The sequence below is a fragment of the Polyangium mundeleinium genome, assembly GCF_028369105.1.
In the GTDB taxonomy this organism is placed as follows: domain Bacteria; phylum Myxococcota_A; class Polyangia; order Polyangiales; family Polyangiaceae; genus Polyangium; species Polyangium mundeleinium.
In genome coordinates this window covers 7,464,735-7,491,577 of record NZ_JAQNDO010000001.1, presented here as the reverse complement: position 1 = coordinate 7,491,577, position 26,843 = coordinate 7,464,735, and the positions used below count along the sequence as shown (strand labels likewise).

Annotated in this window: 25 protein-coding genes; 8 read left to right on the top strand and 17 right to left on the bottom strand. The window is 69.2% G+C overall.

All coding sequences use genetic code 11. The features are described 5' to 3' along the window. Both POL67_RS29775 and POL67_RS29770 read right to left on the bottom strand, forming a co-directional pair. A complete protein-coding gene (locus POL67_RS29775) occupies window positions 1–264 on the bottom strand; it encodes a hypothetical protein (RefSeq protein ID WP_271923207.1) in 264 nt (87 codons plus the stop codon). Beyond that, on the bottom strand, window positions 261–1,736 hold the full coding sequence (locus POL67_RS29770; RefSeq protein WP_271923204.1) for a vWA domain-containing protein: 1,476 nt from the start codon (window positions 1,734–1,736) through the stop codon (window positions 261–263). The genes POL67_RS29775 and POL67_RS29770 overlap by 4 nt, the downstream gene beginning before the upstream one ends. A 162-nt stretch (window positions 1,737–1,898) precedes the next feature. Between POL67_RS29770 and POL67_RS29765 the strand changes: the two genes are divergently transcribed. Together POL67_RS29765 and POL67_RS29760 are read left to right on the top strand one after the other, a co-directional pair. After that, window positions 1,899–3,203, top strand: a complete 1,305-nt coding sequence (locus POL67_RS29765; protein ID WP_271923202.1) for a hypothetical protein — start codon at window positions 1,899–1,901, stop codon at window positions 3,201–3,203. A gap of 138 nt (window positions 3,204–3,341) precedes the next feature. Then, on the top strand, window positions 3,342–4,532 hold the full coding sequence (locus POL67_RS29760; RefSeq protein ID WP_271923200.1) for a ferritin-like domain-containing protein: 1,191 nt from the start codon (window positions 3,342–3,344) through the stop codon (window positions 4,530–4,532). Between the two features lie 641 nt (window positions 4,533–5,173). Here POL67_RS29760 and POL67_RS29755 read toward each other — a convergent pair. Genes POL67_RS29755 through POL67_RS29730 form a run of 6 tightly spaced genes read right to left on the bottom strand, consistent with a single transcriptional unit; the run spans window position 5,174 to window position 11,695 of the window. Further along, the gene (locus POL67_RS29755; RefSeq protein ID WP_271923198.1) at window positions 5,174–5,503 is read right to left on the bottom strand and encodes an isoaspartyl peptidase/L-asparaginase; all 330 of its coding nucleotides are present in this window, start codon (window positions 5,501–5,503) and stop codon (window positions 5,174–5,176) included. A 29-nt stretch (window positions 5,504–5,532) separates the two neighbouring features. Then, window positions 5,533–6,111 carry a hypothetical protein gene (locus tag POL67_RS29750; RefSeq protein ID WP_271923196.1) on the bottom strand — a complete coding sequence of 193 codons (579 nt, stop codon included), beginning with the start codon at window positions 6,109–6,111 and terminating at the stop codon, window positions 5,533–5,535. After that, entirely contained in the window at window positions 6,089–7,234 is a 1,146-nt protein-coding gene (locus POL67_RS29745; RefSeq protein ID WP_271923194.1) for an AAA family ATPase, read from the bottom strand. The genes POL67_RS29750 and POL67_RS29745 overlap by 23 nt, the downstream gene beginning before the upstream one ends. Window positions 7,235–7,260: 26 nt before the next feature. After that, entirely contained in the window at window positions 7,261–8,151 is an 891-nt protein-coding gene (locus POL67_RS29740) for an isoaspartyl peptidase/L-asparaginase (RefSeq protein WP_271923192.1), read from the bottom strand. A gap of 2 nt (window positions 8,152–8,153) precedes the next feature. Further along, window positions 8,154–10,823: a cyanophycin synthetase gene (gene cphA / locus POL67_RS29735; protein WP_271923190.1), complete on the bottom strand. Its 2,670-nt coding sequence runs from the start codon at window positions 10,821–10,823 to the stop codon at window positions 8,154–8,156. Beyond that, window positions 10,820–11,695 carry a cyanophycinase gene (locus POL67_RS29730; RefSeq protein ID WP_271923188.1) on the bottom strand — a complete coding sequence of 292 codons (876 nt, stop codon included), beginning with the start codon at window positions 11,693–11,695 and terminating at the stop codon, window positions 10,820–10,822. The genes cphA and POL67_RS29730 overlap by 4 nt, the downstream gene beginning before the upstream one ends. Before the next feature lie 118 nt (window positions 11,696–11,813). On the opposite strand from POL67_RS29730, the gene proS reads away from it, so the two are divergent. After that, window positions 11,814–13,376: a proline--tRNA ligase gene (gene proS / locus POL67_RS29725; protein WP_271923186.1), complete on the top strand. Its 1,563-nt coding sequence runs from the start codon at window positions 11,814–11,816 to the stop codon at window positions 13,374–13,376. Window positions 13,377–13,421: 45 nt separating this feature from the next. Further along, window positions 13,422–14,069 carry a hypothetical protein gene (locus POL67_RS29720; protein ID WP_271923183.1) on the top strand — a complete coding sequence of 216 codons (648 nt, stop codon included), beginning with the start codon at window positions 13,422–13,424 and terminating at the stop codon, window positions 14,067–14,069. 45 nt (window positions 14,070–14,114) lie between these two features. Here the strand turns inward: POL67_RS29720 and lnt are convergent, their stop codons facing one another. Both lnt and POL67_RS29710 read right to left on the bottom strand, forming a co-directional pair. Beyond that, window positions 14,115–15,818 (bottom strand): apolipoprotein N-acyltransferase, encoded by a 1,704-nt coding sequence (gene lnt / locus POL67_RS29715; RefSeq protein WP_271923181.1) that lies wholly within the window; start codon window positions 15,816–15,818, stop codon window positions 14,115–14,117. A 2-nt stretch (window positions 15,819–15,820) separates the two neighbouring features. Then, a complete protein-coding gene (locus POL67_RS29710) occupies window positions 15,821–16,339 on the bottom strand; it encodes a peptidylprolyl isomerase (RefSeq protein ID WP_271923180.1) in 519 nt (172 codons plus the stop codon). Between the two features lie 90 nt (window positions 16,340–16,429). Between POL67_RS29710 and POL67_RS29705 the strand changes: the two genes are divergently transcribed. Both POL67_RS29705 and POL67_RS29700 read left to right on the top strand, forming a co-directional pair. Then, entirely contained in the window at window positions 16,430–17,671 is a 1,242-nt protein-coding gene (locus POL67_RS29705; RefSeq protein WP_136971971.1) for a hybrid sensor histidine kinase/response regulator, read from the top strand. Continuing rightward, window positions 17,668–18,837, top strand: coding sequence for a cysteine desulfurase family protein (locus tag POL67_RS29700; RefSeq protein WP_271923176.1), 1,170 nt, complete (start codon window positions 17,668–17,670; stop codon window positions 18,835–18,837). The genes POL67_RS29705 and POL67_RS29700 overlap by 4 nt, the downstream gene beginning before the upstream one ends. A 332-nt stretch (window positions 18,838–19,169) precedes the next feature. Here POL67_RS29700 and POL67_RS29695 read toward each other — a convergent pair whose 3' ends face one another. From POL67_RS29695 to POL67_RS29680, 4 genes are all read right to left on the bottom strand, one after another. Further along, a complete protein-coding gene (locus tag POL67_RS29695; RefSeq protein ID WP_271923174.1) occupies window positions 19,170–20,309 on the bottom strand; it encodes a hypothetical protein in 1,140 nt (379 codons plus the stop codon). A 41-nt stretch (window positions 20,310–20,350) separates the two neighbouring features. Continuing rightward, window positions 20,351–21,076 (bottom strand): 23S rRNA (guanosine(2251)-2'-O)-methyltransferase RlmB, encoded by a 726-nt coding sequence (rlmB, locus tag POL67_RS29690; protein WP_271923172.1) that lies wholly within the window; start codon window positions 21,074–21,076, stop codon window positions 20,351–20,353. After that, on the bottom strand, window positions 21,073–21,879 hold the full coding sequence (gene pyrF / locus POL67_RS29685; protein ID WP_271923170.1) for an orotidine-5'-phosphate decarboxylase: 807 nt from the start codon (window positions 21,877–21,879) through the stop codon (window positions 21,073–21,075). The genes rlmB and pyrF overlap by 4 nt, the downstream gene beginning before the upstream one ends. A 65-nt stretch (window positions 21,880–21,944) precedes the next feature. Next, the gene (locus tag POL67_RS29680) at window positions 21,945–22,697 is read right to left on the bottom strand and encodes a hypothetical protein (protein WP_271923168.1); all 753 of its coding nucleotides are present in this window, start codon (window positions 22,695–22,697) and stop codon (window positions 21,945–21,947) included. 371 nt (window positions 22,698–23,068) lie between these two features. Here POL67_RS29680 and POL67_RS29675 point away from each other — a divergent pair, with 371 nt between their 5' ends. Next, entirely contained in the window at window positions 23,069–23,284 is a 216-nt protein-coding gene (locus POL67_RS29675) for an acyl-CoA carboxylase biotin carboxyl carrier protein subunit (RefSeq protein WP_271923166.1), read from the top strand. Window positions 23,285–23,310: 26 nt separating this feature from the next. Here the strand turns inward: POL67_RS29675 and POL67_RS29670 are convergent, their stop codons facing one another. Next, window positions 23,311–24,336, bottom strand: a complete 1,026-nt coding sequence (locus tag POL67_RS29670; protein ID WP_271923164.1) for an MlaD family protein — start codon at window positions 24,334–24,336, stop codon at window positions 23,311–23,313. Window positions 24,337–24,407: 71 nt separating this feature from the next. Here POL67_RS29670 and POL67_RS29665 point away from each other — a divergent pair, with 71 nt between their 5' ends. Next, window positions 24,408–25,148 (top strand): ABC transporter ATP-binding protein, encoded by a 741-nt coding sequence (locus POL67_RS29665; protein ID WP_271923162.1) that lies wholly within the window; start codon window positions 24,408–24,410, stop codon window positions 25,146–25,148. On the opposite strand, the gene mutM is transcribed toward POL67_RS29665, so the two are convergent. Together mutM and POL67_RS29655 are read right to left on the bottom strand one after the other, a co-directional pair. After that, entirely contained in the window at window positions 25,114–25,962 is an 849-nt protein-coding gene (gene mutM / locus POL67_RS29660; RefSeq protein ID WP_271923160.1) for a DNA-formamidopyrimidine glycosylase, read from the bottom strand. The two genes, POL67_RS29665 and mutM, sit on opposite strands and share 35 nt — an antisense overlap. Window positions 25,963–25,987: 25 nt before the next feature. Beyond that, window positions 25,988–26,839, bottom strand: a complete 852-nt coding sequence (locus POL67_RS29655) for an MlaE family ABC transporter permease (protein ID WP_271923157.1) — start codon at window positions 26,837–26,839, stop codon at window positions 25,988–25,990. Between the last annotated feature and the right edge of the window lie 4 nt (window positions 26,840–26,843).

Sequence of the window (26,843 nt, the reverse complement as noted above, 5' to 3'; positions counted from 1 at the left end):
TCAGTCGCATTCCTCGTACGACTCGCCGAGCGAGCACCACGCGGCCTCGCAGGCGCCTCGATCGCCTGCCTGCTCGAGCTTCTTCGCCGCCGCGCAGCTCTGCGAGCTCCCGCAAGCGCCGTCCTCGCCACACGTGTTCGTCACGAGATCCGCGCACGTAAAATCGCTCGGGCAGGACCTTTGCCCCTCGTCGGAGCAGCCGGCCATGGTGAGACACGCGAGCACGAGCGCGCCGAAGAGCCCCTTTCCCACGCGCGTGCTCATGGCGTCCCCGCGGCGAGGCCGAGGTTTTGCCCGAGCTTCTGGAGCAGGGTGATCTCCCGCTTCAGGTTCTCGTCAGAGAGGGCCGCGTCGGCGCTCGTGAGCCGCGCGATCGCCTGTTCGAGCCGCGCGGCCCCGTCCACGGGGTCGAGGCTGCCGGCGTGAAAATCCCCGCAGAGCCGCTTCATCACGAGGTATTCGTTCGTCACGGCGAGCGTCCGCGCGATGTGCGGGGTCGGCAAGAGCGCGTCCGTCGGCCCCGGCAGCGTCTGGAAGGGCAAGCGGATCGGCAGCGTGTCCGTCTCGACGGCGCCCTCCGGCGTCGCGTATTCGATCGTCACCGAGCCCGCCTCGATCGCCTCGCCCGAGACGAGCGGCTCGAGGTTCGTCCCGTCGAGCCGGAGCACGATGCCCCCTTTGCGTTTGCTCAGGAACACCGTGGTCACGTCGAAGAGCTCGCCGCTCCCATGCTCGCCGAGCTGCGGCACGCCGTACACCGTGGAGACCGCGGTCCCCTCGGCCGCCGCCGTGGAGACGCGGAGATCGTACGCAATGGGCGTCACCAGGAAATCGAGCTCCTCTTCGAAGATCGGCTTCACGTCCTCGGCGCCCACGAATCGATAGTTTCCGCCGCGCAGGTGGCCGATCTGGTCGACGAACGAGGCGTCGAAGTTCGCGCCGAAGCCGAAGAACGTGAAGCCGATGTCGAGCGCCGAGGCCGCCTTGACCATCGACTGAAAGCTCGCGGCGTCGGTCGCGCCGACGTTCGGCATCGCGTCGGTGAACACCATCAGCCGCGAGAGCGTGCCGCTCTGCACGTGCTCGTCGATCACGGCATACCCGAGCTTCATGCCCTCCTCCAGCGAGGTCGAGCCGCCGGTCGTGATCTCGTCGATCGCCTCGTGCAGCGATTCCTTGTCGGAGACGGGCGTCGAGCTGAGGATCGTGTTCGCGCTCGCAGCGAACTCCACGAGGGCCACGCGATCGTCTGGCCGGAGGTTGTCGACGAGCGTGTGCAGCGCCTCGCGCACGTGCGAGAGGTTTCCATCCATCGAGCCGCTCGTGTCGATCACGATGCCGAGGTTCAGCGGCTTGCGGACGAATTCATCCTCGCTGATGTTCGATTGCATGCCGAGCTGAACGAAGAGGTCGCGCTCGTCGTCGTCGAGGCCGACATCGAGGCCCGCGGCCGTGTTGATGCAGAGCGGTTTTGCGCAGGGCACGGGGGCCGCGAGGGCGAGGTCGTGCTCGGAGTAGAGGCCCTCGGGGGTGAAATCGTCGAGGGTCGGCACGCCGCCGGACGCGATGATGCTGCGCGCGAGCCCCATGTCCTGGGCGCCGCCGGGCGTGGCCCCGAGGAATTCACTCCCGGCCGAATAATCGCCGCACCCGACGGGCGCGAGCGCAAGCACGAGGGCCAGGGGACGAAGCGAGCGAAGGATCGTTTCCGTGGGAGACGTTCGTCGTCGTTGCATGGTGATTCCAATCCAAGGCAAGGGTTTTTCGGCGCAGGGGGGATTCCCCGGCGTCGAGGCCTTCCATGGAATCGCGCGTCCCCGCCTGCGTCAAGGGCGCAAACGTCCAGCCAACTGGGAAAGGTGAGCGACCTCCGTTACCATGAGCCCTCGGAGGTCCTCATGGGTTCCTTATCTTCTCGTCTTGGTCCTACGCTTTGCGCGCTCGGCGCCGCCGCCATCCTCTTGGCCCCCGGCGAGGCGCGCGCGGACGACGACATCCACTGGTTCTCGCCCGGGCTCATGTTGTCCCTGAGCTTCGGCGACAAGCTCAACTTCGGCCTCGGCCTCGACGCCCGCTACTCGCTCCTCTTCGTCGGCAACACCGGCTGCTTCTCCGGGCCCCGCGGCGGCATCGGCGCGTTCGCGCAAGCCTCGTGGCTCAACTTCTCGTCCGCGGGCCGGTTCGCCGCAGGCCTTCACGGCGGAATCGACCTGCGGAATCCCGGCTTCGGCGCGAACGCCGAGGTGGGCTGGACGTATCGCACCGCGCTCTCCGACCTGCACCCGGGCGGCCACGGGATCCACGTGGGCCTCGGCGGCATCGGCGGCGAGATCATCGACCTGGCATTTCGCGGCACGATTCCCCTGCCGGGCGACGTGAGAAAACCAGAATACACGATCACCGTGGGGGCCCATTTCCCGCCGATGTACGGCGAGCCCGGCGTATGCGTCATCGGGCGGCCGCTTCGTGTGGACGGCCGTTACGTCTTGCCGGGCGTCGCCGGAACCCCGCGCCGTGGGAGCGGGCGCAGCGGGCGGATCGACGAGACGACGCGGGCCGCCCTCGTTTCGGCCTGGCAGGACGACGCGCGGGGCGAATGCGCGTCCATCCCTGCGTTCCTCGCCTTGGCGCGGGATCTCGCGGCCGTGGGCGCGCCGCGCGACCTCGTGGACCGGGCGCTCGCCGCGGCGGCCGACGAGGTCCGGCATACGGAGCTTTGTGCTTCGATCGCAGGGGATCTCGCGTCGAGGACGCTCACGCCCGCGTTGCTCCCGTCGCCGCGGCGGTCGGGGCTCGATCGGACGCGGGAGCTCCAGCGTCTGTGCGTCGAGTCCTGGGAAGACGGCTGCCTCGGCGAGGGCGCCGCGGCCGAGCGGGCGCGGAGGCAGGCGAGGGGAGCGAAGGCGCCGGGCATCGGCGCGGCGCTCGGCGTGATTGCGGCGGACGAGGCGCGGCACGCAGAGCTCGGGTGGCGGGTCGTGCAATGGTGCCTGTCCGAGGGAGGAAGGCCGGTGCGCGAGGCGCTGGGCGAGGCCGTGGCAGCGTCGCCGGAGGGGCCGGCGAGGGAGGTTTTGCCGGAGGCGGAGCCGGCGGCGTGGCGGGGATATGGAAGGATCGGGCCGCAGGACATCGACGCCTCGTGGGAGCAGAACCTGGGTTTGGCACGGAAGACGGCGCAAGCTTTCCTTTCGGCCCGCGGATGACGGGCGGCTGGGCCACGCCGTGACGTGATTGTCAGGGGGCGGCGGGCGGCGGCGCCTCGAATTTGGGCGCGCATGCGGAGGGCACGTGCCGTGCATTCGGGGGCCGGCACGATTGGGAACCCCCCCACGGAGGCCTCGATGAATCCTGCGCATGTTTTCCGCCGCTCGCTCGCCCATCGTCTTTTCGCCCTGCTCGCGCTCCCGGCCGCGGGCGCCGCCGTCTCCGGATGCTTCTTCAGCACGAGTTGCCCTGACAATTCCGAGCCCGTGGTCGCCGAGCGATGCCTCGACTGGCCGCCGGAGGACGCCGGCGCAGGCGGCGGCGGTGGTGGTGGCGGCGGGAGCGTCGATCCGCTCGTGTGCCCGTCGCGGGACGAGGCGAAGACGCGGCTCGATACAGCGTTCTTCGCGAACCACACGGTGAAAAGCGACGGGACGCTGAAGAACGGCCAATGCTGCTACGCCACCGAATTCATCCCCTATTGCGAGGGGCGGCCGTACCTCGTCGACGAAGTGGCCCGCACGGCGTTCGCGCTTCGCGGCCGTGGGGACAGCGGGTGGGGCGCGGAGACATCGGCCGGACCGGACGTTTCGGGCATCGCGCCCGACCTCCGCGCGGCGCTCGCGGCGGAATGGACGCGCGACGCGCTTTTCGAGCACGCGTCCGTGGCGTCATTCGGGCGCTTCGCGCTGGAGCTGCTCGCCGTGGGCGCGCCGGCGGAGCTTTTGGAAGAGGCGCACCGGGCAGCGCTCGACGAGGTGCGGCACGCGCGTCTCTGCTTTGCATTGGCAAGCGCATACGCAGGCGAGCCCGTCGCGCCGGGGGCATTCCCCTTCGGAGGCGCAGCGGAGGTCGTGGCGGATCTCGCGTCGATCGCGGCGCGCACGGCAAAAGAGGGATGCATCGGCGAGACGATCGCAGCCGTGATCGCGGCGGAGCAATGCATGAAGGCCGAGGATCCCGCCGTCGCCGAGGTGCTCGCCGGGATCGCGGCCGACGAGGCGCGGCACGCAGAGCTGGCGTGGCGCACGGTGGCGTGGGCGATCCGCGTCGGGGGCGAGCGGGTGCGGGCGGCCGTGGAGGAGGTCTTTGCAGGGCTCGGGCACGGCGTGGTGCTGGATGCAGATGGCGCGGGGGATCCGCGGTTCGCGCGGCATGGGCGGCTCGCAGGCGCAGCGCTCGCGGAGGCGACGGCGCGGGCGATGGAGGAGGTGGTGGGGCCCGCGGCGGGGATGCTGCTTGAAAGCGTCGCGCCGGGGTTTCACCCCGGACCCGACGAGGGGTTGTCCACCCCTCGACCCGGACCAGCGCAAGCGCTGGACTCGTAGCGATGAACTGCGCGATGCGCAGTTCATCGAACAGGCCAGGTCAAGACCCGCGACGACCCTGCCCACCAAGACCGCAGCGCTGACGTTTCCACCGGCGATGGGTACGTCACCCGTCGAACCTGCCGCGCCGCGTGTTGGGGCAGGTGCGTCGCCGGTCTCGACCCGGGCGCCGAAGGCCCTGCCTCCCCGCAAGATCGCGATCGATCCCCGTGGATTGCCTCCTGCCGCGCCGCAACCCGGTCCCCGTCCGCGCGCCCGCCGACCTCGGGCGTCGTGAACTGCCGCTCCCCGGGCGCGTCCTCGGCCCTGCGGCACCACAAGCAGTTCTCCGTGCTCACCCGCACCCGGGAGGCGGCGCCGCAGCTCGAAAACTCCGCTCTGGAGACACCGATCTGCGGCGCTGCAAGTCTCCCTCCGCGAGGCCGTCTCCCGTTCGACGGCGCCGCAGGTCCCCAAGCGCGCTCTGCGCCCCCCATCCTGCGGCGCCCGAGGGCGCACGTCGCCCGTGGAACCTGCAGCGCCGTGGCCTTGGCTGGCAGCTTCGCCGCCGGTCTTGCCATCGGCCGTTCATCGACCCCGCATCCAGCGCTCGCGCAGGCCCCGGGTCCAGGGGCAGAGGAGACACATCCCCCGCTGCCGCTCTACCCCACCAGAAGCGCGCTCGCCATGTTCCGATTGGAAGCAATCGCCTGCCCATCACGCGACGCCACGAGCAGGCCCACGTCCACGATCTCGGTGCACAGCGACTTCCAGTCGATGGAATGCCACGGCGCCGCGTCGGCCGCGTAATCGCCGTCGCCCTGGCCCCGGAGCTCCGCCCTGGCCCGCGCGTGCTTGCCCTGCGCCTTCTCCGTGAGCGGATCGTAATCCGGGAATCGATGCGCGCGCGCGAATTGCGTGGCCCCGTCCCCCACGATCAGCAAATGCGGCGTCTCCATCACCTTCGCCGCCACGAGGATCGGATTCTTCACCCGCTGGATGCAGGCGACCGCGCCGAACCTCAGACGCCGAGGCGGCGCGTAAGCTCGTCCCGCGCGTCGGTCAGGGAGGGGACGTGGGTGGCCTCGTCGGGGGCGGGGTGCGTCCAGGCGGCGACGGCAAGCTTGGGCGTGTACTCGCCCGCCTTGATCTTGTTAGCAACCTCCCGACCGAGGGGTTCGTCGTTCTTGTACCGTTGAAGCTCGCTGACGGGGCGATGCCCGCAGAGCCAAGCGATCCAGGTCTCGATGTGCCAGGTGGGCACGATGATCGCGACGGGGTCGGAGGCAGCGATGCGCGTGGCTCCTGCTTCCCTGAGCGTCTGCTCAAGTTCGTTTCGTCGCCGGGCCACGCCCTTGTTGTCTCCATCAACAACGACGAGTAACACGACGTTCTCATCGCTTTGCGCCCGCCAGCGAGCAACAGCTTTGGCGAAATGCTCACGCACGTATTGCTCGCCAGAGCCCCGTGCTTTGGGAGACGTGTCAATACTGCGTTGCCGCGGTCCCATTCCCCAGCGATCGGCGAGACGCTCGACAAAGTCGACGGTAAGGCGATCCTCACAGAGGACGTGGAGCCTACGGCGCTGGCTCTTCTTCACGCTGGTCCCCCTCTTCTTCGTCCTCGTAAGCCCAGGGCCGAGACAGCCACTCGGAGACAGGGCGGCCGCCCGTGGTTTCGAGCGTCACCTCGTTGGTCATGGCTGGCCCGCCATGAGGCCGCCGGAACTGGATCGTGTGCGCGGAGGCGACGTAATCGATGACCTCGGGGTGGTGGGAGATCACGAGGACTTGGCCTCCGTGGTCCTCGATCGCCATCCGCATCGCGGAGAGCCAAGGCTGCATCTCATGAGGAGCGAGGTTCGTCTCGGGTTCGTCGATGAAGACCGTCGCGGGCCGGTCGAGCGCGCCGTACAGGAAGCCGTAGAGCAAGAGCAGCGAACGTTGGCCGTCAGAGAGTTCACTCGCGGAGAGCTTGTAGTCGGAGCCTCGGATACGGAAGTTCAACATCAACTCGCGAACTTCGCTGCTCATCCGTTCGAACGTGATGCCTTGTAAGCCGGGCATAGCGGGGCGAAGTGCCTCTAGCAACCGTGCGCTCACCTCCGTGCGCTCAACCAAGATGCCACGCCACCACGAAGCGAAGTTGGCGCCGTCGCGATCGAGCCAATTGGCTTCCGCTTGCGTCGTCGGCTCGATCCGCCGCGGTGACGGGGCAAGCAACCACAGGTTCGCAACGGATTCGCGAAAGGCAATCAAGAACTCGTTCGCGTCGCTCGCTTCCATAGCAGACAGATAGGAAAGCTTGCGGCTGAATGCCAAGCGCTTCCTCAGCGAGTGTCCGTGTTGGACGGTGATTGCCCCGTCGATGGTCTTGTGGAGCGTTCGGTTTCCGGAACGAAGCTCCTCACGTCGAATGGTAGGGATGCGGCGCTTTTCGTCATGGCCGACTTCGAGGTCGTATTGGTACGTTCCTTCGTCGTTCTCCAACGTCAGTCCGAACCGCTGAACCGGCTCGTCCTTCCGCCACCGCGTGAGCGTTCTCGTGGGAAATGCGGTCGAGATGTCGGCTCCCCGCACGATAACGTCCTGAAGCCCAGCCAGGACCTCCCAGAGGCTAGTCTTGCCGGATCCATTGCTACCGACGACCAAGCTAATTCGTGGTAAATCGAGATCGAAGTCGACGAAGCACTTGAAATTGTGGATGCTGATCCGCTTCAACATGGTCGGCCGGCCCCCCTCGCTTCGCTCTACCCCACGAGCAGCGCGCTCGCCATGTTCCGATTCGACGCGATCGCCTGCCCATCACGCGACGCCACGAGCAGGCCCACGTCCACGATCTCCGGGAACTTCGCAATGCCCCGCTGCGCCGCCCGCGCCGCCGGGATGCCTTCCTCCAGCCAATCGTAGACCGTCTTCGACAGGAAGCGCCGCACGATCTCCTCGCCCACGCCGGTCGCGGCCACCGCGCCTGCCGGGCCCGCGTACACGCCGCAGCCCATGAGCGGCGAATCGCCCACGCGGCCCTTCAGCATGTACACCGTCCCGCCCGTCGACGCGGTCGCCGCGAACCTTCCCTGGCTGTCCCGCACGACTGCGCCCACCGTGTCCTGGAAGGGCGCCTCGCCGAAGTTCCACAGCGATTTCCAGTCGATCGAATGCCACGGCGCCGCGTCCGCCGCATAATCGCCGTCGCCTTGGCCCCGGAGCTCCGCCATGGCCCGCGCGTGCTTGCCCTGCGCCTTCTCCGTGAGCGGATCGTAATCGGAGAACCGATGCGCGCGGGCGAACTGCGTGGCGCCGTCCCCCACGATCAGCAAATGCGGCGTCTCCATCACCTTCGCCGCCACCAGGATCGGATTCTTCACCCGCTGGATGCAGGCGACCGCGCCAAACCTCGCGTCGCTCGTCATCACGGACGCGTCCATTTCAATGGTCTTCCCATCGAAACGTAGGTTCGAGCCCGTCCCCGCATTGAAGCGCGGATCGTCCTCCAGGATCACCGTCGCCGCGAGCGCGGCTTCGAGCGCGTCGCCGCCGCGCTCCAGCACCGAGCGTGCCGACTCCGCGGCCTTCACGCAGCCGTCCGAATGGACGTGCGGCGAGGCCGCGCCCCCGTGCGTCAGAATGGCGTATTTCACGTTCAGGCCTCGTCCGGCAAGGAAGGCAGGTGCGACGTGCGCTCCTTCCCCCAGTAGATGACCTGCTTCCAGCAGGCCGTGACGTCGTCCGCGAACAGCACCACGAGGTCGCCGGGCCGCGCCATTGCGAGTGCCGTGTCCACGGCCTCCTTCTCGTCGAGCTTCTTCAGGATCTGCTCCTCGGCCTTGCCCGCCTCCCGCGCGCCCTCCGCGAGCAGCGAGGCGATCTCGCCGGGCTTCCTGCCCCTGCGCGACGCGTCCTCCTTCGCGATGACCACGTCGAACGCGCGTGCTGCCTCGCGGCCGATCGCGCGGATGTCGTCGTCGCGCCGATCCCCCGCGGCCATGAGCACGCCGATCGAGCGCTCGCGGCGGAGGCCGAGGACGAGCTCGGCCATCTTCGACATCGCCGCTGCGTTGTGGCCGTAGTCGACGATCACGCGGAACGGGTGCTCGTCGAAGACGTTGCAGCGCCCGGGCGCCTGGAAGAACGAGGTCGTGAAGGTGCGCAGGCCCTGGCGGATGTGTTCGAGCGAGATGCCCATCGAGAAGGCGATCGCCGCCGCCGCGAGCGCGTTCTCGACGTTGAACTTCGCCTTGCCCTCGAACGTGGCGGGGACGAGGTGCGTCCACGTGACCGGGACGTGCCGGTCGCCGTCGTAGATCGTGATCATGTCGCCGTTGACGCCCTGCTCGAGCACGACCGCGCGGCCGCCCGCGCGCACGTGCTTGCGGACGGTCTCGTTCGAAGGCGAGCGCGAGAACCACATGACGCGGCCGCCTGCCTTGTCCGCCATCTCGCGCACGAGCTCGTCGTCGGCGTTGAGCACGCTCGTGCCGCCGTCCCGCACGACCTCCACGACGAGCCGCTTCACGAACGCGAGATCCTCGACGGTGTCGATGCCCGCGAGGCCGAGGTGATCGGCCGAGACGTTGAGCACCGCGCCGACGTCGCACCGATCCCAGCCGAGCCCTTCGCGAAGAACGCCGCCGCGCGCCGTCTCCAGCACCGCGGCCTCCACGGTCGGATCCGTGAGCACGACGCGCGCGCTCCACGGTCCTGTCATGTCGCCCTTCAGGATGCGCTCGCCGTCGATGTAGATGCCGTCCGTCGTGGTGAGGCCCGTGCGCTTGCCGCTCATCTTGAGGATGTGCGCGACCATGCGGCTCGTCGTGGTCTTGCCGTTCGTGCCGGTGATCGCGGCGAGTGGGATGCGCGCAGGCGCGCCGTTCGGGAAGAGCATCTCGAGCACGGGCGACGCGACGTTGCGCGGCGTGCCCACGGTCGGCGAGACGTGCATGCGGAAGCCGGGCGCCGCGTTGATCTCGACGATGACGCCGCCGTGCTCGCGCACGCTCTTCGAGATGTCGGGGCAGATGAGATCGATGCCCGCGACGTCGAGGCCGACGACCTTCGCGGCGCGCACGCTGATGTCGATGTTGTCCGGGTGGATCACGTCGGTGCGATCGATCGCGGTGCCACCCGTGGAGAGGTTGCCCGTCGAGCGCAGCGCGAAGACCTGGCCCGCGGGGAGCACGGTCTCCAGCGTGACGCCGGCCTGCCCCATGAGGCGGCTCGCCTGGTCGTCGATCTCGATCCGCGTGAGGACTTTTTCGTGACCCACGCCGCGGCGCGGGTCGGTGTTCACGACGTCGACGAGCTCCTTGATCGTGCTCTTGCCGTCGCCGACGACATGGCCCGGCACGCGCTCGGAGACGGCGACGACCTCGCCGTTCACCACGAGCACGCGGTGATCCTTGCCGGGCTGGAAGGTCTCGACGAGGACGTAGCTCGAGAGGTCGTACGCCTTCGTGTACGCGTCGCGCACGGCCTCGGGCGTCGTGAGGTTCAACGCGACGCCGCGGCCGTGCGAGAGATCCATGGGCTTGACGACGACGGGGTAACCGATGCGCTCGGCCGCCTCGACGGCTTCGTCCGCGGAGTAGACGCGCTCCTGCTGCGGCGCGGGCAGGCCCGCGCGCTCGAGCAGCGAGTTCGTGAGCTCCTTGTCCTGCGCGATCTCCACGGCGATGTGCCGCGTCTCGCTCGTGACCGTGGCCTGGATGCGCTTCTGGTGCGTGCCCCAGCCGAACTGCACGAGGCTGTGCTTGTTGAGGCGCATCGTCGGGATGCCGCGGCGCTTCGCCTCGTCGACGAGGCTGCGCGTCGACGGGCCGAGCGCCATGCGCTCCGCGAGCCGCGCGAGATTCTCGATCTCGGCGTTCAGGTCGGCGAGGGGCGGCAGGTGATCGGGGAAGTGCGCGGGCAGGAGGCCTTGCAAGTAACGCAGCGCGAGCTCACCGGCGCGCCTGCCGACCGACTCTTCTTCAAAACTGTAGACGACGTGGTAGACGCCCTCGCGGTGCGCCGTGCGCGTCTTGCCGTACGTGACGGGCGTGCCCGCGAGGCACTGGAGCTCGAGCGCGATGTGCTCGGTGATGTGCCCGAACCACGTGCCGTCCTGCAGCCTGCGGATGAAGCCGCCGGGCTCGCCGTAGGAGCAGCCGTGCTCGTGCAGCGTGGGCACGTCGGCGAGCAGCCGATCCACGAAGCCGGGGATCTTGTTGCTCGGGTACTGCTCGAGCTCCTCGAGGTCGAGGGTCAGGCGAATGACGGGGCGGTATCCGTAGAGGTTGGGGCCGCGGTAGACGCGCGTTTCGAGCAGTTTCACGTTGCCTCCTTGCTGCGGGATGGCCACGAGGGCTGACGGCCATCGATGTCGTAGCCGCAACCCTGCGTCAGGACGTGGACGGACAACCCGAGCAGCGCCGCGGACGAGTTTCGCGGGACCTCGTGGATGTCGGTGTGCTGGATCTTCGAGCCGTCGATGATCGTGACCGTGCCCCGGCCGATGACGTCCATCTTCTTGTCGGAGCGCAGGACGATCGCGGTGTCCTCGTCGATGCCGACGCCGATCAAGAAGGGGTTCATCGCGACGGCGGAGAAGAGCCGGCCGATCCGGTGGCGCTGCGCGAAGTGCTGGTCGATGACGAGCTTGCGCGTGAGGCCGAGGCCGGGCGCGAGCATGACGAGCTCGCGGCGCGGCGCGTAGCCCTTCTTGCCCTGCGCGATCATGTGGTCGCAGAGGACGCTCGCGCCCGCGGAGGTGCCGGCGACGACGCAGCCACTCCGGTGCGCGCGGCGGATCGTACGCGCGAGTTCGGTGCCGCCGAGCATCGTCACGATGCGGCCTTGATCGCCGCCCGTGAAGAAGACCGCGGTCATCTCTTTGACGAGGGCGAGGATCCGCGGATCCTCGCCGTCGGCGCGCGACTCGATCCGCACGACGTGTACGTCGGCGCCGAGCTCGCGGAAGATCGCCTCGTACGTCCCCGCGAGCTCGGTGGGGATGCTGGAGGCCGTGGGGAAGACGGCGATCCGGGCTTGTTTCGGGCCGCCGGCGTGACGGACGACTTCACGCAGGACATTCCGCGCGCCGACTTTGTCCTCCGCACCGCCGATGGCGATGAGGGGTCCGCGCTGGAGATGGCCGTCTTTTCCGTGCGCGTCAGGCGCGCTCGCTTCGGGCTTGTCGTGGGCCAAGGCGCGCCACGGTTATCACGGTTCCCGTTTTTCGGAGAGGGGGTTCGGAGGCGGCTCGTGTTCGCTTGTTCGCCCTCTCGCCGGAAAAGTGATAGAGGCGGCCGCGGAGGAACGCGCTGTGGCCAAGAATGACGCCCCGAAGACTGCCATCACCCCGACCCGCGCCGAGGACTACGCCGAGTGGTACCAGCAGGTCGTGCGTGCCGCCGATCTCGCCGAGAGCTCGCCGGTGCGCGGCTGCATGGTGATCAAGCCGTGGGGCTACGCGCTCTGGGAGAACATCCAGCGCGAGCTCGACCGGATGTTCAAGGCCACGGGCCACAAGAACGCGTACTTCCCGCTCTTCATCCCGAAGTCGTTCCTCGAAAAAGAGGCCGAGCACGTCGAGGGGTTCGCCAAGGAGTGCGCGATCGTGACGCACCACCGGCTCGTCGCGGGGCCCGAGGGCGGGCTCGTGCCGGATCCCGAGGCGAAGCTCGAGGAGCCGCTCATCGTGCGGCCGACGTCGGAGACGATCATCGGAGCCGCGTTCGCGAGCTGGGTGCAGAGCTACCGGGATCTGCCGCTGCTCATCAACCAGTGGGCGAACGTGGTGCGCTGGGAGCTGCGCACGCGGCTCTTTTTGCGGACGACGGAGTTCCTCTGGCAAGAGGGGCACACGGCGCACGCGACCGAGGAGGAGGCGCGCGCGGAGACGATGCAGATGCTCGACGTGTACACGACGTTCGCCGAGGAGTTCATGGCGATGCCCGTGATCAAGGGGCCGAAGACGGCGAGCGAGCGGTTCCCCGGCGCGGTCGACACCTTCGCGATCGAGGCGATGATGCAGGACCGCAAGGCGCTGCAGGCCGGGACGTCGCACTTCCTCGGGCAGAATTTTGCCAAGGCGAGCGGGATCAAGTTCCAGACGGCGAAGGAGACCGAGGAGTACGCGTGGACGACGTCGTGGGGCGTGTCGACGCGGCTCATCGGCGGCCTGCTCATGACGCACGCGGATGACGACGGCCTCATCCTGCCGCCGCGGCTCGCGCCTGCGCACGTGGTCATCCTGCCCGTGCTGCGCGGCGACGACACGAAGGCGAAGGTGATGGAGTACGTCGACGCGGTCGCTGCGGAGCTGCGCAGCACGAGCTACGGCGGGCGGCCGATCGAGGTCGAGGTCGACAAGCGCGACATCCGCGGCGGCGACAAGCAGTGGGAGTGGATCAAGAAGGGCGCGCCGATCCGCATCGAGATCGGCCCGCGCGACGTCGACGGCAACGTGGTGATGGTGGCGCGTCGGGATCGCGGGACGAAGGACAAGGCGACGCTCGGGCGCGCCGAGCTCGTCACGAAGATCCCCGAGATCCTCGCCGACATCCAGAACGGTCTGCTCGCGAAGGCAAAGCAGCACCGCGCCGCGAACACGAAGCGCATCGACGACATGAAGGACTTCGAGAAGTTCTTCACGGCGAAGAACGAGGACAAACCCGAGATCCACGGCGGGTTCGCGCTCGCGCACTGGTCGGGCGAGCCCGAGGTCGAGGCGCATCTCAAGGACAAGTTCAAGGTGACGATCCGCTGCATCCCGCTCTCGGGCATCGACGGCGTGGCCGACGCGAAGGACCTCCAAGAAGAGGGGCGCTGCATCGTCTCCGGCAAGCCGAGCCGGCAGCGGGTGGTGTTCGCGAAGTCGTACTGACGTTGTCCGACGCGGGCGTGCTGGCCCCTGGTAGACTCGGGGGCCATGTCCCAACTCGATGACGTCGTGGAGCGTGTCCGGATCGACGCAGACGCGCTCTATGCGTTCGTGCTCTCCCGTCGTGGCGATCTCGTCACGAAGGGAGGGCCGCGGGAGATCCCCGAGGGCGCGCGGAAAACGCTCTCCGCAGCCGCAGACGTCGTCGCAGGGACGGATCGGGTCGTGCTGGTCCAGCTCGCACACGGCGAGCTGGTGTCGCGCGCCGGGACGCTCTCCCTCGACTGTCACGTCGGCGTCGCAGCAAACCGGGCCGTGCTTTGTCTGGTCGTCCGCGGCGGCACAGAGGCGCGGCGGGTGACAAACGCGCTGCGGATCGGCCTCCGCGCGATCGAGCCGATGATCAACCGCGCAGCCGAAAAGGTCGCGCGGAGCGGGGAGATGGTGCCGGTCGCATCGAGCCGCAAGTCACGGCGCGGCCGAGACACATCACCGGACATCAGCGTCGAGCCCGCACGCAGGCTCGGATCCGAGACGCTGAACGCAATCGAGAAGGAGATCCAATCCGGCCCGCACGTGCCAACACCACACATCCCGCGCGACGTGCTGCGGACGACGCTGCCCTACAGGAGCAGCTCGCCGCCGTCGGAGCCTGCGTCTGCGCCTGAGAAGCCGCAGCGCAAGCCGAAGGCCTAAAACCCCTCTCCCGCGCGGGAGAGGGGCAGGGGTGAGGGCGTCGTTCTAAGCAGCCTTCGCGGCCGCCGCGCGTTTCGGGCGGCTCCAGATGCCCATCGCCACGATCGCTGCCGTGGCGAGGTACCAGGGCACATCGCCGATCGCGCCGTAGAGCGTCCAGGCCCGCATGAAGCGGCCCTCGCCGATGATCGTCTCCTCGCGGAACGTGCCGCCGTGCGCGACCACCCGGCCTGTTGCGTCGACGATCGCGCTCACGCCGCTGTTCGTCGCGCGCACGAGGAAGCGCCGGTGCTCCACGGCGCGTAGCTTCGCCAGCGCGAGGTGGATCCACGGCTCCGTCGAGTCGCCGAACCACGCGTCGTTCGTGAGGTTCACGAGCAGGTCCGGATCGCTGTGCTTCACGAGCTTCTGCACGAACGACGGCAGGATGTCCTCGTAGCAGATGAGCGCGCCGATCTTGTGCTCGCCCCAGGGCAACGCGTCGAGCGACGTGCCCGGCGTGAACTGACCTGAGTTCGGCGACCATTTGTACAGGATCGGGAACATGTCGCCGAACGGCAGGTACTCGCCGAAGGCGAGCAGGTACTGCTTGTCGTAGCGGCCGAGGATCTTGCCCTCGTCGCCGGCCATGAGCGCCGTGTTGAAGTAGGTCATGCGCCCGCCCGGCGTGCTCGGCGGCGTGCGCAGCACCGAGCCCACGATCGTCGGGACGCCGAGCTGCTTCGTGAGGCTCTTCTGGACCTCGTCCTTGTAGCTCGCCTCGCTGACGACGCGCGGGGCGGGGACGGCGCCCTCGCTCCACACCACGAGGTCGACCTCCTTCGACTTCGCGAGCTCCTTCGTGCGGTTCACGTAGACCTGGTAGGCGTTCTTCCGATCGAAGAGGCCCATGTTCCCCTGCACGATGCCGATCCGCACCTTCTTCGCCTCGGCCATCGTCTGGCCGATCGTACGGACCCGGAGGAATCCGTAGCCGGCCGCGAGCAGCGGGACGGCGATGCCGATCGCGACGATGCGGTGATTGGCCTTCTCGCGCTTGCGCCAGGCAACGATGATCTCGGCGAGGCCGAGGTTCGCGCAGACGAGCACGAGGCCGACGAGGATCGGGCCGCCGAGATCGGCGACCTGCATCAGCACGGGCGCGTTGTGCACCGAGGCGCCGTAGTACCAGGGGAAGAGCAGCGGGAAGACGAGCTCGCTCGCGGCGAAGGCGAGCGCGAAGACGAGCGGCGCGGGCCATCCGCGTGTCTCGGCGCGTCCGTAGAGCCAGCCGGCGAGCGCGATGCGGCCGCCCTGGTAGGCGCAGAGGATTGCCATGAAGAGCATGCACAGCGGCACAGGGAAGCCGCTGAAGACCTTCAGCATCTCCATCAGCCAGTAGAAGCCGGTCATCGTCATCGTGAAGCCGGCCGTCCACCCGAGGCCTGCGGCGCGGCGCACCGGCTGACCACGCATCGCCACGATGAGCGGCACGAGCGCGACGAGCGAGAGCGGCCAGATGTCGATGCCCGGGAAGCCGAGGAAGTAGAGCAAGCCGCTCACCACCGCGAGCGCGTACGCCTGCCGCGCTGGTAGCGCGCCGGTGGGGTTCCACGCCTTGGCCGCGTCTTTCGACGCCGCCTTGGCCTTGCCCTTCGCCTTCTTGGCCGCGCCTTTGGCTTCGCCTTCCAGCGCCTTCGCCTCGTCGGCCTCGGCGCCCTTTGCGACGTCCTCGGCGCTCGGGTCCTGCGTCGCCTCCCCTTCAGACATGGTCACCTGGTCCGCTTGATGATGTGGTAGCCCTGGGCCGTCTCGACGACGTCCGAGATCGTGCCGACCTCCATGGCGAAGGTCGCGTCCGCGAACGCCGGCGGCATCGCGTTGCGTTCGAAGTTGCCGATGGCGCCGTTCGCGGCCTTCGAGACCTCGTCGTCGGTGTACTTCGCGACGAGCTCCTCGAAGGTCTGCTTGCTGTCCTTCACCTGCGCGAGGACGTCCCCTGCGCGTTTCTTCGCCTCGTCCTTGGTGCGCGTCACCGTCTTCGGCGCGCGCTCGGCGCCCTTCCAGGCGACGAGGATGTGCGCGGCGCCCGCGATCTGCCGCTCCGCTGTGGGTGCGGGCGCAGGCGCTTCGGCGGCGGAGGCGGAGGGCGCGCTCGGCGCTACAGCCGAGGGCGAGGGGAGCACGGCGCTGTCGGAGGGCGCTGCGTTCTGGCTCGAATCCGAGCCCGCGTTGCAGCAACCAGTGGCCACGAAGAGGAGCACGATGTTCGGGAGGAGACGCAGGCGCATGGCCGGCACGTATTGCCGACGTGCGGCCGGCCGTCAACCTGCGCGTTTGCAGCAAAAGGTGGCCGAGGTCGGGGTACGATGGCCCCGAGAATGCCCCGAATCCTTCACATCGAGGACGATCCCGCGAACCGCCTGCTCGTGCGCAAGCTGCTTCAGAAAGCAGGCCACGAGGTGATCGACGCTGCCGACGGGCTCGAGGGCGTCCGGCTGGCAGTCAGCGGCATGGCGCCCGACCTCATCCTGGTCGATCTCAACATCCCCGGGCTCGACGGGTTCGAGGTGACGTTGCGCCTGCGCGGCGAGCAGCAGCTCGCGGGCGTGCCCATCGTGGCCATCACGGCCGAGGGCGATCGCGAGACGAGCCTCGCCGTCGGCTGCGACGGCTTCCTGCAGAAGCCCATCGACGCACGCTCGTTCGCGACCGTGATCGAGCGCTACATCCAGCAAGGCACGCGCGAGAACATGCCCGTCTCGGCCGGCGCGGTGCGCCTGCGCCAGCAGAGCCAGCGCATCGTGCAGCACCTCGAAGAGAAGGTCGCCGAGCTCAGCCGGGCGAACGCGCGGCTGCGTGAGGCGGACGCCGCGCGCACCGAATTCTACCGGAACATCTCGCACGAGCTGGCGACGCCGATGACCCCGATCGTCGGCTACGTGAAACTGCTGCTCGACGAGGAGCTCGGGCCGCTCACGCGGGCGCAGGGCAAGGCGCTGCGCGCGATGGACGACTGCGTCCGGCGGCTGCGATCGCTCATGGACAACCTGCTCGACGTGACGGGGCTCGAGACGGGGCGCATGCGCTTCATCCACGTCGACTACGACTTCCTCGACACGACACGCAGGGCCGTCGCGCAGGTCGCCGACAACCTCGCCGAGGCGCGGATCCACCTCGTCGAGAATCTTCCGCGCGGCCCGCTCCCCGGCTGGGGCGACGCGGGCAGGCTCCAGCGCGCGATGGTGCACTTGCTCGAGAACGCCGCGAAGTTCACGCCGTCCGGCGGCACTGTGGGCGTGCGTGTGGCGCGCCTCGCCTCGGGGCACTACGAGCTCTGCGTGGGCGACACCGGGCCGGGCATCCCGCCCGATCAGCAGCAGCGCATCTTCGATCCGTTCTACCAGGTGGATGGATCGGTCACGCGAGAGCACGGGGGTGTGGGCGTGGGACTTGCGATCGCGCGGCGCACGGCGCGCGGGCTCGGCGGCGAGCTCAAGCTCGCTTCGCCCTGCAACGAGATCATCGAGGGCGTGCGGCTCGGCGGCGCGGCGTTTTTCCTGACGGTCGCGCAACGCGCGCCGGGCGAGCTGCCGTCGCCGGACGCGGAGAAGGAGCGGTGAGGGTCGTCTACCTCGACTGGAACGCGACGACGCCGCCGCATCCGGACGTCGTCGCCGCGATGGTCGAGGCGGCGACCTCGGCGTGGGGCAACCCGGCCAGCGTGCACGGGCCGGGGCGGCGGGCGCGCTCGCGTGTCGAGGACGCACGCGAGGCGGTCGCCGCGCTCGTGGGGTTTGATCCGCGCGACGTCGTGCTGACCTCGGGCGGGACCGAGGCGAACAACCTCGCGCTCCACCATGCGTTCGCATCGACGGGCGGCGCGTCTTCGCAACCTGCGCTCGTCGTAGGCCGCATCGAGCACCCGAGCGTCGTTCGGTTCGCCGAACACCTCGCCGCGCGTGGGGTCCTCGTTGCGTGGGTGGATCCCGAGCCCTCGGGGCGGATCTCGCCCGAGGCCGTCGCCGACGCCATGGATCGTGCGGTTGCGTCGGGAGCCTCCGTGCGGCTCGTCGCGCTCCAGGCCGTGAACCACGAGACGGGCGTGATCCAGCCGGTCGCAGCCGTCGCGGCGCTCTGCCGGTCGCGGGGGGCGCTCCTCCACGTCGACGCGGTGCAGGCCGTGGGCAAGCTGCCGCGCTCGACCCTCGAAGGCGCGGATCTCGTCAGCGTGGCCGCGCACAAGATCCGGGGGCCCAAGGGCATCGGCGCGCTGCTCACGGCGCCGTCGGTGCGGCTGTCGCGCCTCCTGTACGGCGGCTCGCAAGAGCGCGGGCTCCGGCCGGGGACGCAGGATCCGGTCGCTGCCGCGGGGTTCGCCGTGGCGGCCGAGCGGGCGCGACACACCCCCACCCGGTACGCCGAGCTCGCGCCGCTCCGGGATCGGCTCCAGGCCGACCTCGTTCGGCTGGGCCGCGAGGCCGGGGCCGAGGCTCTGCCCAACGGCGCGGCCGAGCGCGCGCCTCATGTGACGAACCTCTCCTTTCCGGGCTGGCGTGGCGAGGAGCTCTGCGCGGCGCTCGACCTCGAGCGCGTGGCGGTCTCCAGCGGGTCGGCTTGCAGCGCGGGCACGGCCGAGCCTTCGCCGGTGCTCGCGGCGATGGTGGGCGAGGCGCGCGCGCTCGCGGCGGTGCGGGTCTCGCTCGGCGAAGAGACCACCGCGGACGACGTCGACGAGGCCCTCGCGCGGTTCGCCCGCGTCCTCGGACGCACCCGCCCCGCATCCTGAACGTTCGTCCTGCCGATCGGCTCACATGCACGCGTGTCGTGCGGGTTCGTCCTCCCAAACCCGATGTGCGCGACCTCTCTTCGAGCTGGTTCCCGGAAGAACCGGATCGATATCGCGCGCTTGGCGACCGGCCGGCCTCCCTTCGTGTATCGCCTGAACTATCTGGGCGAAATGCGAGAAGTTTCTCCGGGCGGCATGTCCAAGTACGCGAATTTGATCAACAATTCGGCGATCTTTCGGCGCGCGAGGGTCATTCGCTTGAAACGAACGACGAGGCCCTTTCCCTGGCCGCTCGTTCAGGCAAATTCGGTGATGAAGTGGAACCTTGAAGGTTACTCAGCAAGTGCTTGGAAGTAGTCGTTTATTTTTGAGCACGTGAACTGATACACACATTGCTCCGCGGCGGCGCCATAAGGGCCCACGCCCGGCGCGTCGACAGGCCCGTCCCCGCTCCGCCAGCCGTGGAGGCGGGCGGTGGGGTCGGCTCGGAGCGGCAGCGGCAAAAAAGGCCGGATCGTGTGCGCGGCCGCGATCGCCGTGGGCACGAGGACGGCGAGCAGCATGGCAAGTCGCGCGCGCGGGGCCAAATCCTTACCGGTTCGAGCGCACGCGACCGCGAGGATCAAAGCCGAAGGCGCATACCAGTTCGGCTCGGGGGGCACGGCCCGCGCGAGGGCCGAGGCGGCGACGAGGGCCGTCAGGAGCAGGACGACGGCGCGGTCGGCAGGCGGGGAGGTGCGGAGGGCGCGGGCGCCGTGGAAGAGGGTCCAGGGGGTCCAGAGCAGCGCCTGGGCGAGCGCGGCCGCGGCGAGGGCCCCGAGGGCGCCGAGGAGCGTGAACGTGGGCGCCTGCTGGGCGTAGGCGTGCCGGAGCTGGAAGGCGAGGCTCGGGGCGAGCAGCGGGCCGGCGAGGGCGAGGGGGGCGAGGGCGAGGAGGCGCTCGCCGAGGCGGCGGCGCGCGGCCAGGACGACGATGAGCGGGAAGAGGGGCAGGACGACCACCTTGGCGAGGGCGCCCGCGGCCCCCACGAGCCCGAGGCCGAACGCGGCGGCGAGCCGTCGTGGGAGGGACGCGGCGGCGGCCTCGGGCGCGGGCTCGGCCCACAACAAGGCGAGCACGAGGGCGAGGAGGGCCGGGCCGTCCGGGGTGGCGACGAAGCCGCCCGCGACCGGGAGGAGCGCGAAGCTCGACAGGAAGGCCGCGAGGTTCTGCCCGGAGGCGTCCGCGCCGCGGCGGCGCGCGAGGGCGACCGTGGCGATCGAGAGGCCAAGCGAACACACGAGCGGGACGAGCCGGACGCGGAGCTCGACGGGCAAGGCCGTGAGCCGATCGACGAGCCGAAGCAGGAGCGGGACGAGCGGCGGGTGGTCGACGAGCGGAGGCAGGACGCCCGGCGCGCGGGCCGCGGCGAGGTAGTACGCCTCGTCCGGGGAGAGATCCGTTCCTAGCGCGAGCGCGAGCCGGAGCGGCACGGCAGCAAGGACGAGGGTCGCCCAGGCCGCGCGCGGGGCTCTCAGGTGGGCACCTGCCGCTGGCGGAGCACCTCGTAGAGCGCGAGCGCGCCCGCGACCGAGGCGTTGAGCGATCCGATCGGCCCCGCCATCGGCAAGCGCGCGACGTGCTGGCAGGCGCGGAGCACGGCCTTGCGCGCGCCCTTGTCCTCGGCGCCGATCACGATCGCCACCGGGCCGCGCAGATCGACCGCGCCGAGCGTCGTCGGCCCCTGCGCGTCGAGGGCGATCACGGTGACGCCGCGATCCGCGAGGGAGCGCAGCGCTTCCGGCAAGGACGAGACACGGCAGAGTGTGGCGTGCTCGATGGCGCCCGCGGATGCGCGGAACATGGCCGGCGAGAGCGGCGCGGAGCTGTGCTCGGGCCAGACGATCCCCGTGGCCCCGAGCGCGACGGCGCTGCGCACGATCGCCCCGAAGTTCTGCGGATCCATGATCCCGTCGAGCGCGACGACGATGGACGTCGGCTCGATCGCTAGCTGATCCACGCCGCGGATCCTGAGGTCCGGCGCGACCGCGAGCACACCCTGGTGCCTGCCGCCGCCGGTGCGACGATCGAGCTCGATGCGGGGCGCGGTCTCGACGCGGACGCCGCGGCCCTCGGCGAAACGTCCGACAGCCTGGATCTTGGGGCTCCCGCCTTGCTCGACGACGACACGTTCGAGAGCGTCGCCGTGCACGCGCACGGCTTCGCGGACGGGCTGGAGGCCATACACAAGTCGAGTCATGTGCTCCTTGCGGCGAGCGCGCCTTCGATTTCGGCCACGACGGCGCGCGCAGCGTCGAGCGGGCTCGCCGCGTCGCGGATCGGCCGCCCGACGACGAGCAGATCCGCCCCGCTCGAGATCGCCTGCGCCGGCGTCGTGATTCGCTTCTGATCCCCGGCCGCGCTGCCCGCCGGCCGGATGCCCGGCGTGACGAGCAGCGCCTCCGGCCCGAGCGCGCGCCGGAGGTTCGCCGCCTCCGACGCAGACGCGACGAACCCTCGCACCCCCGCGTCCCACGCGAGCCGCGCGACCCGCTCCGCTTGTTCTGCCGGGGACGCGGACAAACCGAGCGCCGTGAGATCCTGCGCATCGAGCGAGGTCAACACGGTGACCGCGAGGATCGTGAGCGGCGCGCTCGCACGCGCGGCCTCCTCGGCTGCACGTTCGAGCATCGCGCGACCGCCGTGCGCGTGGACCGTCAGGTACCGGACCCCGAGCGATGCCGCGCTTTGCACCGCGCGGCCCACGGTCTCGGGGATGTCGTGGAGCTTCAGGTCGAGAAAAACGTCCCGGCCGAGATCGTGACACGCCGCGATCGCGGCGGGCCCTTCCCGCACGAAGAGCTCGAGCCCCACCTTGAGCACGCCGACCGACGGAGCGACGACACGCGCGCCGGCCCGGGCTTCATCGAGCGAGCCGTAATCCAGCGGGAAGACGAGCCGCCTCGTCGCGTCGTTCATCGGGGATGTATCGGGGTCATGAGGGGAGGGGGCCTCGGCGCCGGACGAGGTGTCCAGGGCCTTCTCGGGAGCCGTGCGCTTCATGCGTTTGCACCTTTGCGATGCAAACGGCGGCCCGCACCTGCGTTCGCGCGGGCCGCTCGCCTGGATCAGAGGCAGCTGCAGAGCGGATCGCCGGGCGCGCAGTTGCAGGGCTTGGCCGCGCCGCCGCCGCCCGCGGGACGCGGACCACCGCCGCCGCCCTTCTTGGCTGCGTCCTGCTTCGCCTTCTCTTCGTCGAGCTGCTTCTGCAGGGCGAGGCGCGTCGCCTCGTCCTTCGCGCTCGTCAGCTGGCCGAGCAGGCTGTCGATCTTCTGCTGCTGCTCCTTCGCCTGCTGCTCGGCCTTCTTGCGATCTTCCTCGGCCTGTCGCGCCTGATCGGCGAGCGCCTGGCGCTCCTGCTCGGCCTTCTGGCTCTGGTTGATGATGATGCCGGTCGTGACGCCGCCGATGACGACGACCGCCGCGACCACGCCGTAGAGCGTCTTGCGCAGCTTCTTCTTCGACTCGTCGTGCTGCAGCTCGGCGAGCTTGCGCTCGTGCTGCTGCTGCGCGTTCATCGCCTCGAGCCGCGCCCTCTGCTCGGCCTCGACGCGGGCCTTCTCGACCTCGGCCTGACGGATCGCCTCGAGGCGCGCGGCCTCTTCGCGGGCCTTGCGCTCTTCCAGGGCCCTGCGCTCGTCCTCGGCCCGGATGCGCGCTTCTTCTTCCTCGCGCTTCCGGCGCTCGTCGTCGAGCCGGGCTCGTTCTGCGGCGGCCGCTGCGGCGGCCTTCGCATCCTCCTCCTGCTTGATACGGTCCTCCTCGAGGTTCATGAGCTCCTTGAGGGAGAACAGGACCGAGCTTTCCTTCTGTTCGGACATGCGTCGTGGCTCCTTCGAAAGCAGCGCGCTCGCCGTTCGCCCCGGGGGAGGACCGCCGTGCTTCTGCAGCACGGCTGCGCCTTTCCGAGGACACCCGCCAAAGTGAGAGTACCGCGGCGCCTGTCGGTATCAACTCCCCAAGATGCCTGTCAATTGGGTGGAGTCGATTCTTTTCCGCAGGGCCCGCCCTGCCTCGGGATTTCGTCCCGGAAGACAGGTGAACTCCGTGCCAGAGGTCCCCAATCTGCGTTTTCCCGCTTGACGGCCGCGTCGTTTTTGGGATCAGCCGCGGCCCCGGGGCTGGGCGCACGCGAGGACCGGTTCGTCACGCGCTTCCCATCGCGACGGACCTCCGCTAGCGTCGCCGCCCCATGGCAAAGGTCATCAAGGCGCACATCACGGGCAACGTCTGGAAGATCGAAGTGAAGGTCGGCGACAAGATCGAGGAAGGGACCGTCGTCGCGATCCTCGAGTCCATGAAGATGGAGATGCCCGTCGAGGCCGAGGACGAGGGCACGATCACGAAGATCCTCGTGAAGGAGGAGCAGGCCGTGAAGGAAGGCGAGCCCCTCGTCGAGTTCGAGTGATTCGCGTGCGCTGAGGGAACGCGGGGTTACTCGCGCCAGAAGAACTTCCAGGGGTTGTGCTTGAGGTCGCGCACGAGCTCCTGGAGATCGTCGTAGAGCTGCTCGTCCATCACGAGCGCGCCCACCGTGCCTTTGCCACGCCGCACGCTCGAGGCGATCGCCTGCGCGTCCTGGGTGATGCCTTTCGTGTTCCGGGCGATCTCGGCGAGGTCGCCGATCGCCTGGCGGATCTTCGCCTGCTCGCCCTCGCCGCCGACGGTTTCGCTCACGCGCTTGACGTTGGCGAGCGTGACCTTCGCGTCCGCGAGCAAGGGCGGCGCGTCCTTCGCGAGCGCGCCCGTCGTGCGATCGACGTTGTCGAGGATGCGATCGATCTGCGGGTTCTCGACGTACTTCTGCTTGGCCTCGCGCACGGTGTCCTGCGTGTCCACCGTGATTTGCTCGACGTTCGCCGCGATGCGATCGAGCCGTTCGCCGTTCTTGTCGAAGAAGTCCCCGGTGCCCTTCAGCGTGCGCGAGAGGCCGTTCAGCGCGGTGCCGATCTCGTCCTTGTTGCCCGAGAGCGCGTTCACCGTGGTGTCGAGCAGGTCGTAGGCCTTGGCGATCAGCATGTCGAGGCGCGGCGGATCGAGGCCTCGCACGATCGCGTTCTCCGCGAGCACGGGCCGATCACCCGAGCCCGGATCGAGCGCGAGGAACTGCTCGCCGAGCACGCTCGACGACGTCACGTAAAAGACCGCGTTGTCACGAACGCTCGGCTGATACCGCTTCTCGACTTCGACCTTCACCCGCACGAGCGGATCACGTTTGCCCGCGCCGCCCGGCACTTCTCCACCCCGGAACTGTATTTCGGTGATTTTACCTACTTTGACTCCGGCGATCTTGATAGGGGCGCCGGTTTGCAGGCCGCCGGGGTTGTCGAAGTCGACGAAGAGGGCATACGTGGGCTGGAAGTTGATGCCGCCCATGACGAGGATGAACACCGCGAGGAGAACGGTGGCCGTCAGGATCAGGATGCCGACCTTGACCTCGATCGATCGCGGGCTCGCCATGCGTCCACTATGCACGATGTTCGTCGGCGAAGGCAGACCCACGTAACATCGAGCGCGCGGCCCACTGCGTCATGATTTCCTTCCGCCACCTCGCCAAATCCTTCGGGACGAAGAAGGTCATCGAGGACGTCAGCTTCGACGTTCAAGACGGGGAGGTTTTTTTCATCATCGGTCAATCGGGCGTCGGCAAGAGCGTGCTCATCAAGCACCTCGTTGGCCTGCTCTATCCGGACGCGGGCGAGATCTGGCTCGACGGCGAGGAGATCAGCCGCTTCGACGAGGAGCAGATGTACCCGGTGCGCATGAAGTGCGCGATGGTCTTCCAGCACTCGACGCTCTTCGACTCGATGACCTGCGCGGAGAACGTGGCGCTGCCGCTGCGCAAACACAAAGGCCTGAAGCCGAAGGAGGCGCTCGCCGAGGCGCGCAAGCGGCTCGATCAGGTGCACATGCGCGAGTTCGCCGACAGGTTCCCGCCCGAGCTCGGCGACGGCATGCGCAAGCGCGTGGCCATCGCGCGCGCGCTCACGCTCGACCCACGTTACGTGCTCTTCGACGAACCCACGACGAGCCTCGATCCCGTGAGCGCGCGGCGCGTGGACAAACTCATCCGCGAGCTGAGCGACACGCTCGGCGTGACGAGCATCGTCGTGAGCCACGACCTCGCGAGCATCTTCTCGATCGCCGATCGGATCGTGATGCTCTACAAAGGGTTCGTTCGGCTGATCGGGACGCCCGACGACTTCAAGGCCTCGAACGACGAGATCATCCAGCAGTTCATCCACGGCCGCGCCGAGGGCCCAATCGAGTAGGGCGCTGGCAGCGCGGGCAGAAGGGGCTCGTGCGGCCGGCGATCGTGAGGGTGCGGATCGGGGCGCCGCAGCGCGGGCATGGTTCGCCCACGCGGCCGTAGACGAGGAACGGGTTCGGCGCGTCGGTCCGATCGGAGAGGTAGACGATCTCGTCGTCGCGCTCGTGCACCGCGAGCGTGTGCATGAGCGTCGCGAGGATCCCGTCGGCGAGTGCTTCGATCTCCGCAGGCGTGAGCGCATCGGCCGCGCGGGAAGGGTGCACGCGTGCGCGAAAGAGTGCCTCCGTCACCTGGATGTTGCCGAGGCCCGCGAGGACGGTCTGATCGAGCAGCACGTTCTTGATGGGCCGTGAAGTGCCGGCGATCTGCGCGGCGAGGCGAGGCGCGTCGAGGCCGTCGCGCAGCGGGTCGGGGCCGAGGGACGAGGCGAGCGTCGCGAACGCGTCACGCGGCACAATCTCCAGTCGACCGAGCATCCGCACGTCGACGTAGTCGAGCACGCGGCCGTCCTGCAAAAAGAGGCGCGCGCGGCCGTGCCGGGGAGGCGCGTCGCCGGCCACGCGGGCCCGCCACCTGCCCGTCATGCCGAGGTGGCAGGCGAGGCCCGTGCCCGCGTCGAACGAGAGCAAGAGCAGCTTGCCCACACGCTCGATCCCGCAGAACGAGCGCCCCGCGAGGGCCGCCGTGAACGTGGCCGGCGTGGTTTTTCCTTTCAGAACAGGCGTCGCGTCGGCCTCGGCGCGCTCGATGCGCGCGCCTTCGAGGAGCCGGCGGAGCGCGCGCGCCTGGTGCTCGACCTCAGGCAGCTCGGGCATGGTGGTTCGTCAGAACGCTCCGCACCTAGGGACCCAGGAGCACGTAGCCAAGCGCGGAGAGGATCAGATCGAGCACGATCACCGCGAGCGAGGCGTTCACGACGGCCCGCGTGGTCGCCCAGCCGACGCCCTCGCTGCCGCCGTGTGTGGTGAGCCCCGAGTGGCCCGCGACGACCGGGATCGCGGCGCCGTAGGCCAGGCACTTCGCCAGGCCCACGACGAGGTCGCCCGTGTCGACGAGGTGCAGGTTGAAGAACGTCCGCGGGTTGACATCGAACATGATGTACGCGGTGAGCATGCCCGTCAGCATCGCGACGCCCGCCGCCCAGATGACCAGGCAAATGGTCATGACGAGGCTCGCGAGGAAACGTGGCTTGATGAGGTAGTCGATCGGATCGGCCGCGCACATGCGCAGCGCGTCGACCTGCTCGGTGACGACCATCGATCCGATCTCGGCCGCGATGCCCGCGCCGACGCGCGTGGCGAGCATCAGCGCGCTGATCGTGGCCGCGAGATCCCGGACGAGCAGCTCCAGGTACGAGGCGCCGACCATGCTGAACTCGGGCAGGATGCGCTTCACCTGGAGCCCGCCCTGGAGGACCAGGATCATCCCGATGAAGCCCATCACCACGGTCAAGAAGACGACCGAGCGGTTGCCGATCTCGAACATCTGCCGCACGACGGCGCCGAAGTCCGGCCGGCCGCGGAGGCAGTAGTAGAGCGTCCGGACGAACACCGAGGCGATCCCGAGGCCCATGCCCACGAGCTCCATCGCCTGTGCGCCCACCACCGCGGCGATCGACGCGTCCGGGGCCTCGGCGGCCTGGTCGATGCCGCTCTCGGGCGCGGGCTCGTCGTGGGTGTTCGCCGCGCTCACGTGT

Excerpts from the sequence above, each read along its gene's own strand:
- POL67_RS29775 (WP_271923207.1), bottom strand. The coding sequence starts at position 264 with ATGAGCACGCGCGTGGGAAAGGGGCTCTTCGGCGCGCTCGTGCTCGCG.
- POL67_RS29720 (WP_271923183.1), top strand. The coding sequence starts at position 13,422 with ATGTCCCAACTCGATGACGTCGTGGAGCGTGTCCGGATCGACGCAGAC.
- POL67_RS29675 (WP_271923166.1), top strand. The coding sequence starts at position 23,069 with ATGGCAAAGGTCATCAAGGCGCACATCACGGGCAACGTCTGGAAGATC.
- POL67_RS29765 (WP_271923202.1), top strand. The coding sequence starts at position 1,899 with ATGGGTTCCTTATCTTCTCGTCTTGGTCCTACGCTTTGCGCGCTCGGC.
- POL67_RS29665 (WP_271923162.1), top strand. The coding sequence starts at position 24,408 with ATGATTTCCTTCCGCCACCTCGCCAAATCCTTCGGGACGAAGAAGGTC.
- POL67_RS29760 (WP_271923200.1), top strand. The coding sequence starts at position 3,342 with ATGAATCCTGCGCATGTTTTCCGCCGCTCGCTCGCCCATCGTCTTTTC.
- POL67_RS29770 (WP_271923204.1), bottom strand. The coding sequence starts at position 1,736 with ATGCAACGACGACGAACGTCTCCCACGGAAACGATCCTTCGCTCGCTT.
- POL67_RS29705 (WP_136971971.1), top strand. The coding sequence starts at position 16,430 with ATGCCCCGAATCCTTCACATCGAGGACGATCCCGCGAACCGCCTGCTC.
- POL67_RS29745 (WP_271923194.1), bottom strand. The coding sequence starts at position 7,234 with ATGTTGAAGCGGATCAGCATCCACAATTTCAAGTGCTTCGTCGACTTC.
- lnt (WP_271923181.1), bottom strand. The coding sequence starts at position 15,818 with ATGTCTGAAGGGGAGGCGACGCAGGACCCGAGCGCCGAGGACGTCGCA.
- pyrF (WP_271923170.1), bottom strand. The coding sequence starts at position 21,879 with ATGAAGCGCACGGCTCCCGAGAAGGCCCTGGACACCTCGTCCGGCGCC.
- POL67_RS29680 (WP_271923168.1), bottom strand. The coding sequence starts at position 22,697 with ATGTCCGAACAGAAGGAAAGCTCGGTCCTGTTCTCCCTCAAGGAGCTC.
- rlmB (WP_271923172.1), bottom strand. The coding sequence starts at position 21,076 with ATGACTCGACTTGTGTATGGCCTCCAGCCCGTCCGCGAAGCCGTGCGC.
- POL67_RS29710 (WP_271923180.1), bottom strand. The coding sequence starts at position 16,339 with ATGCGCCTGCGTCTCCTCCCGAACATCGTGCTCCTCTTCGTGGCCACT.
- mutM (WP_271923160.1), bottom strand. The coding sequence starts at position 25,962 with ATGCCCGAGCTGCCTGAGGTCGAGCACCAGGCGCGCGCGCTCCGCCGG.
- POL67_RS29670 (WP_271923164.1), bottom strand. The coding sequence starts at position 24,336 with ATGGCGAGCCCGCGATCGATCGAGGTCAAGGTCGGCATCCTGATCCTG.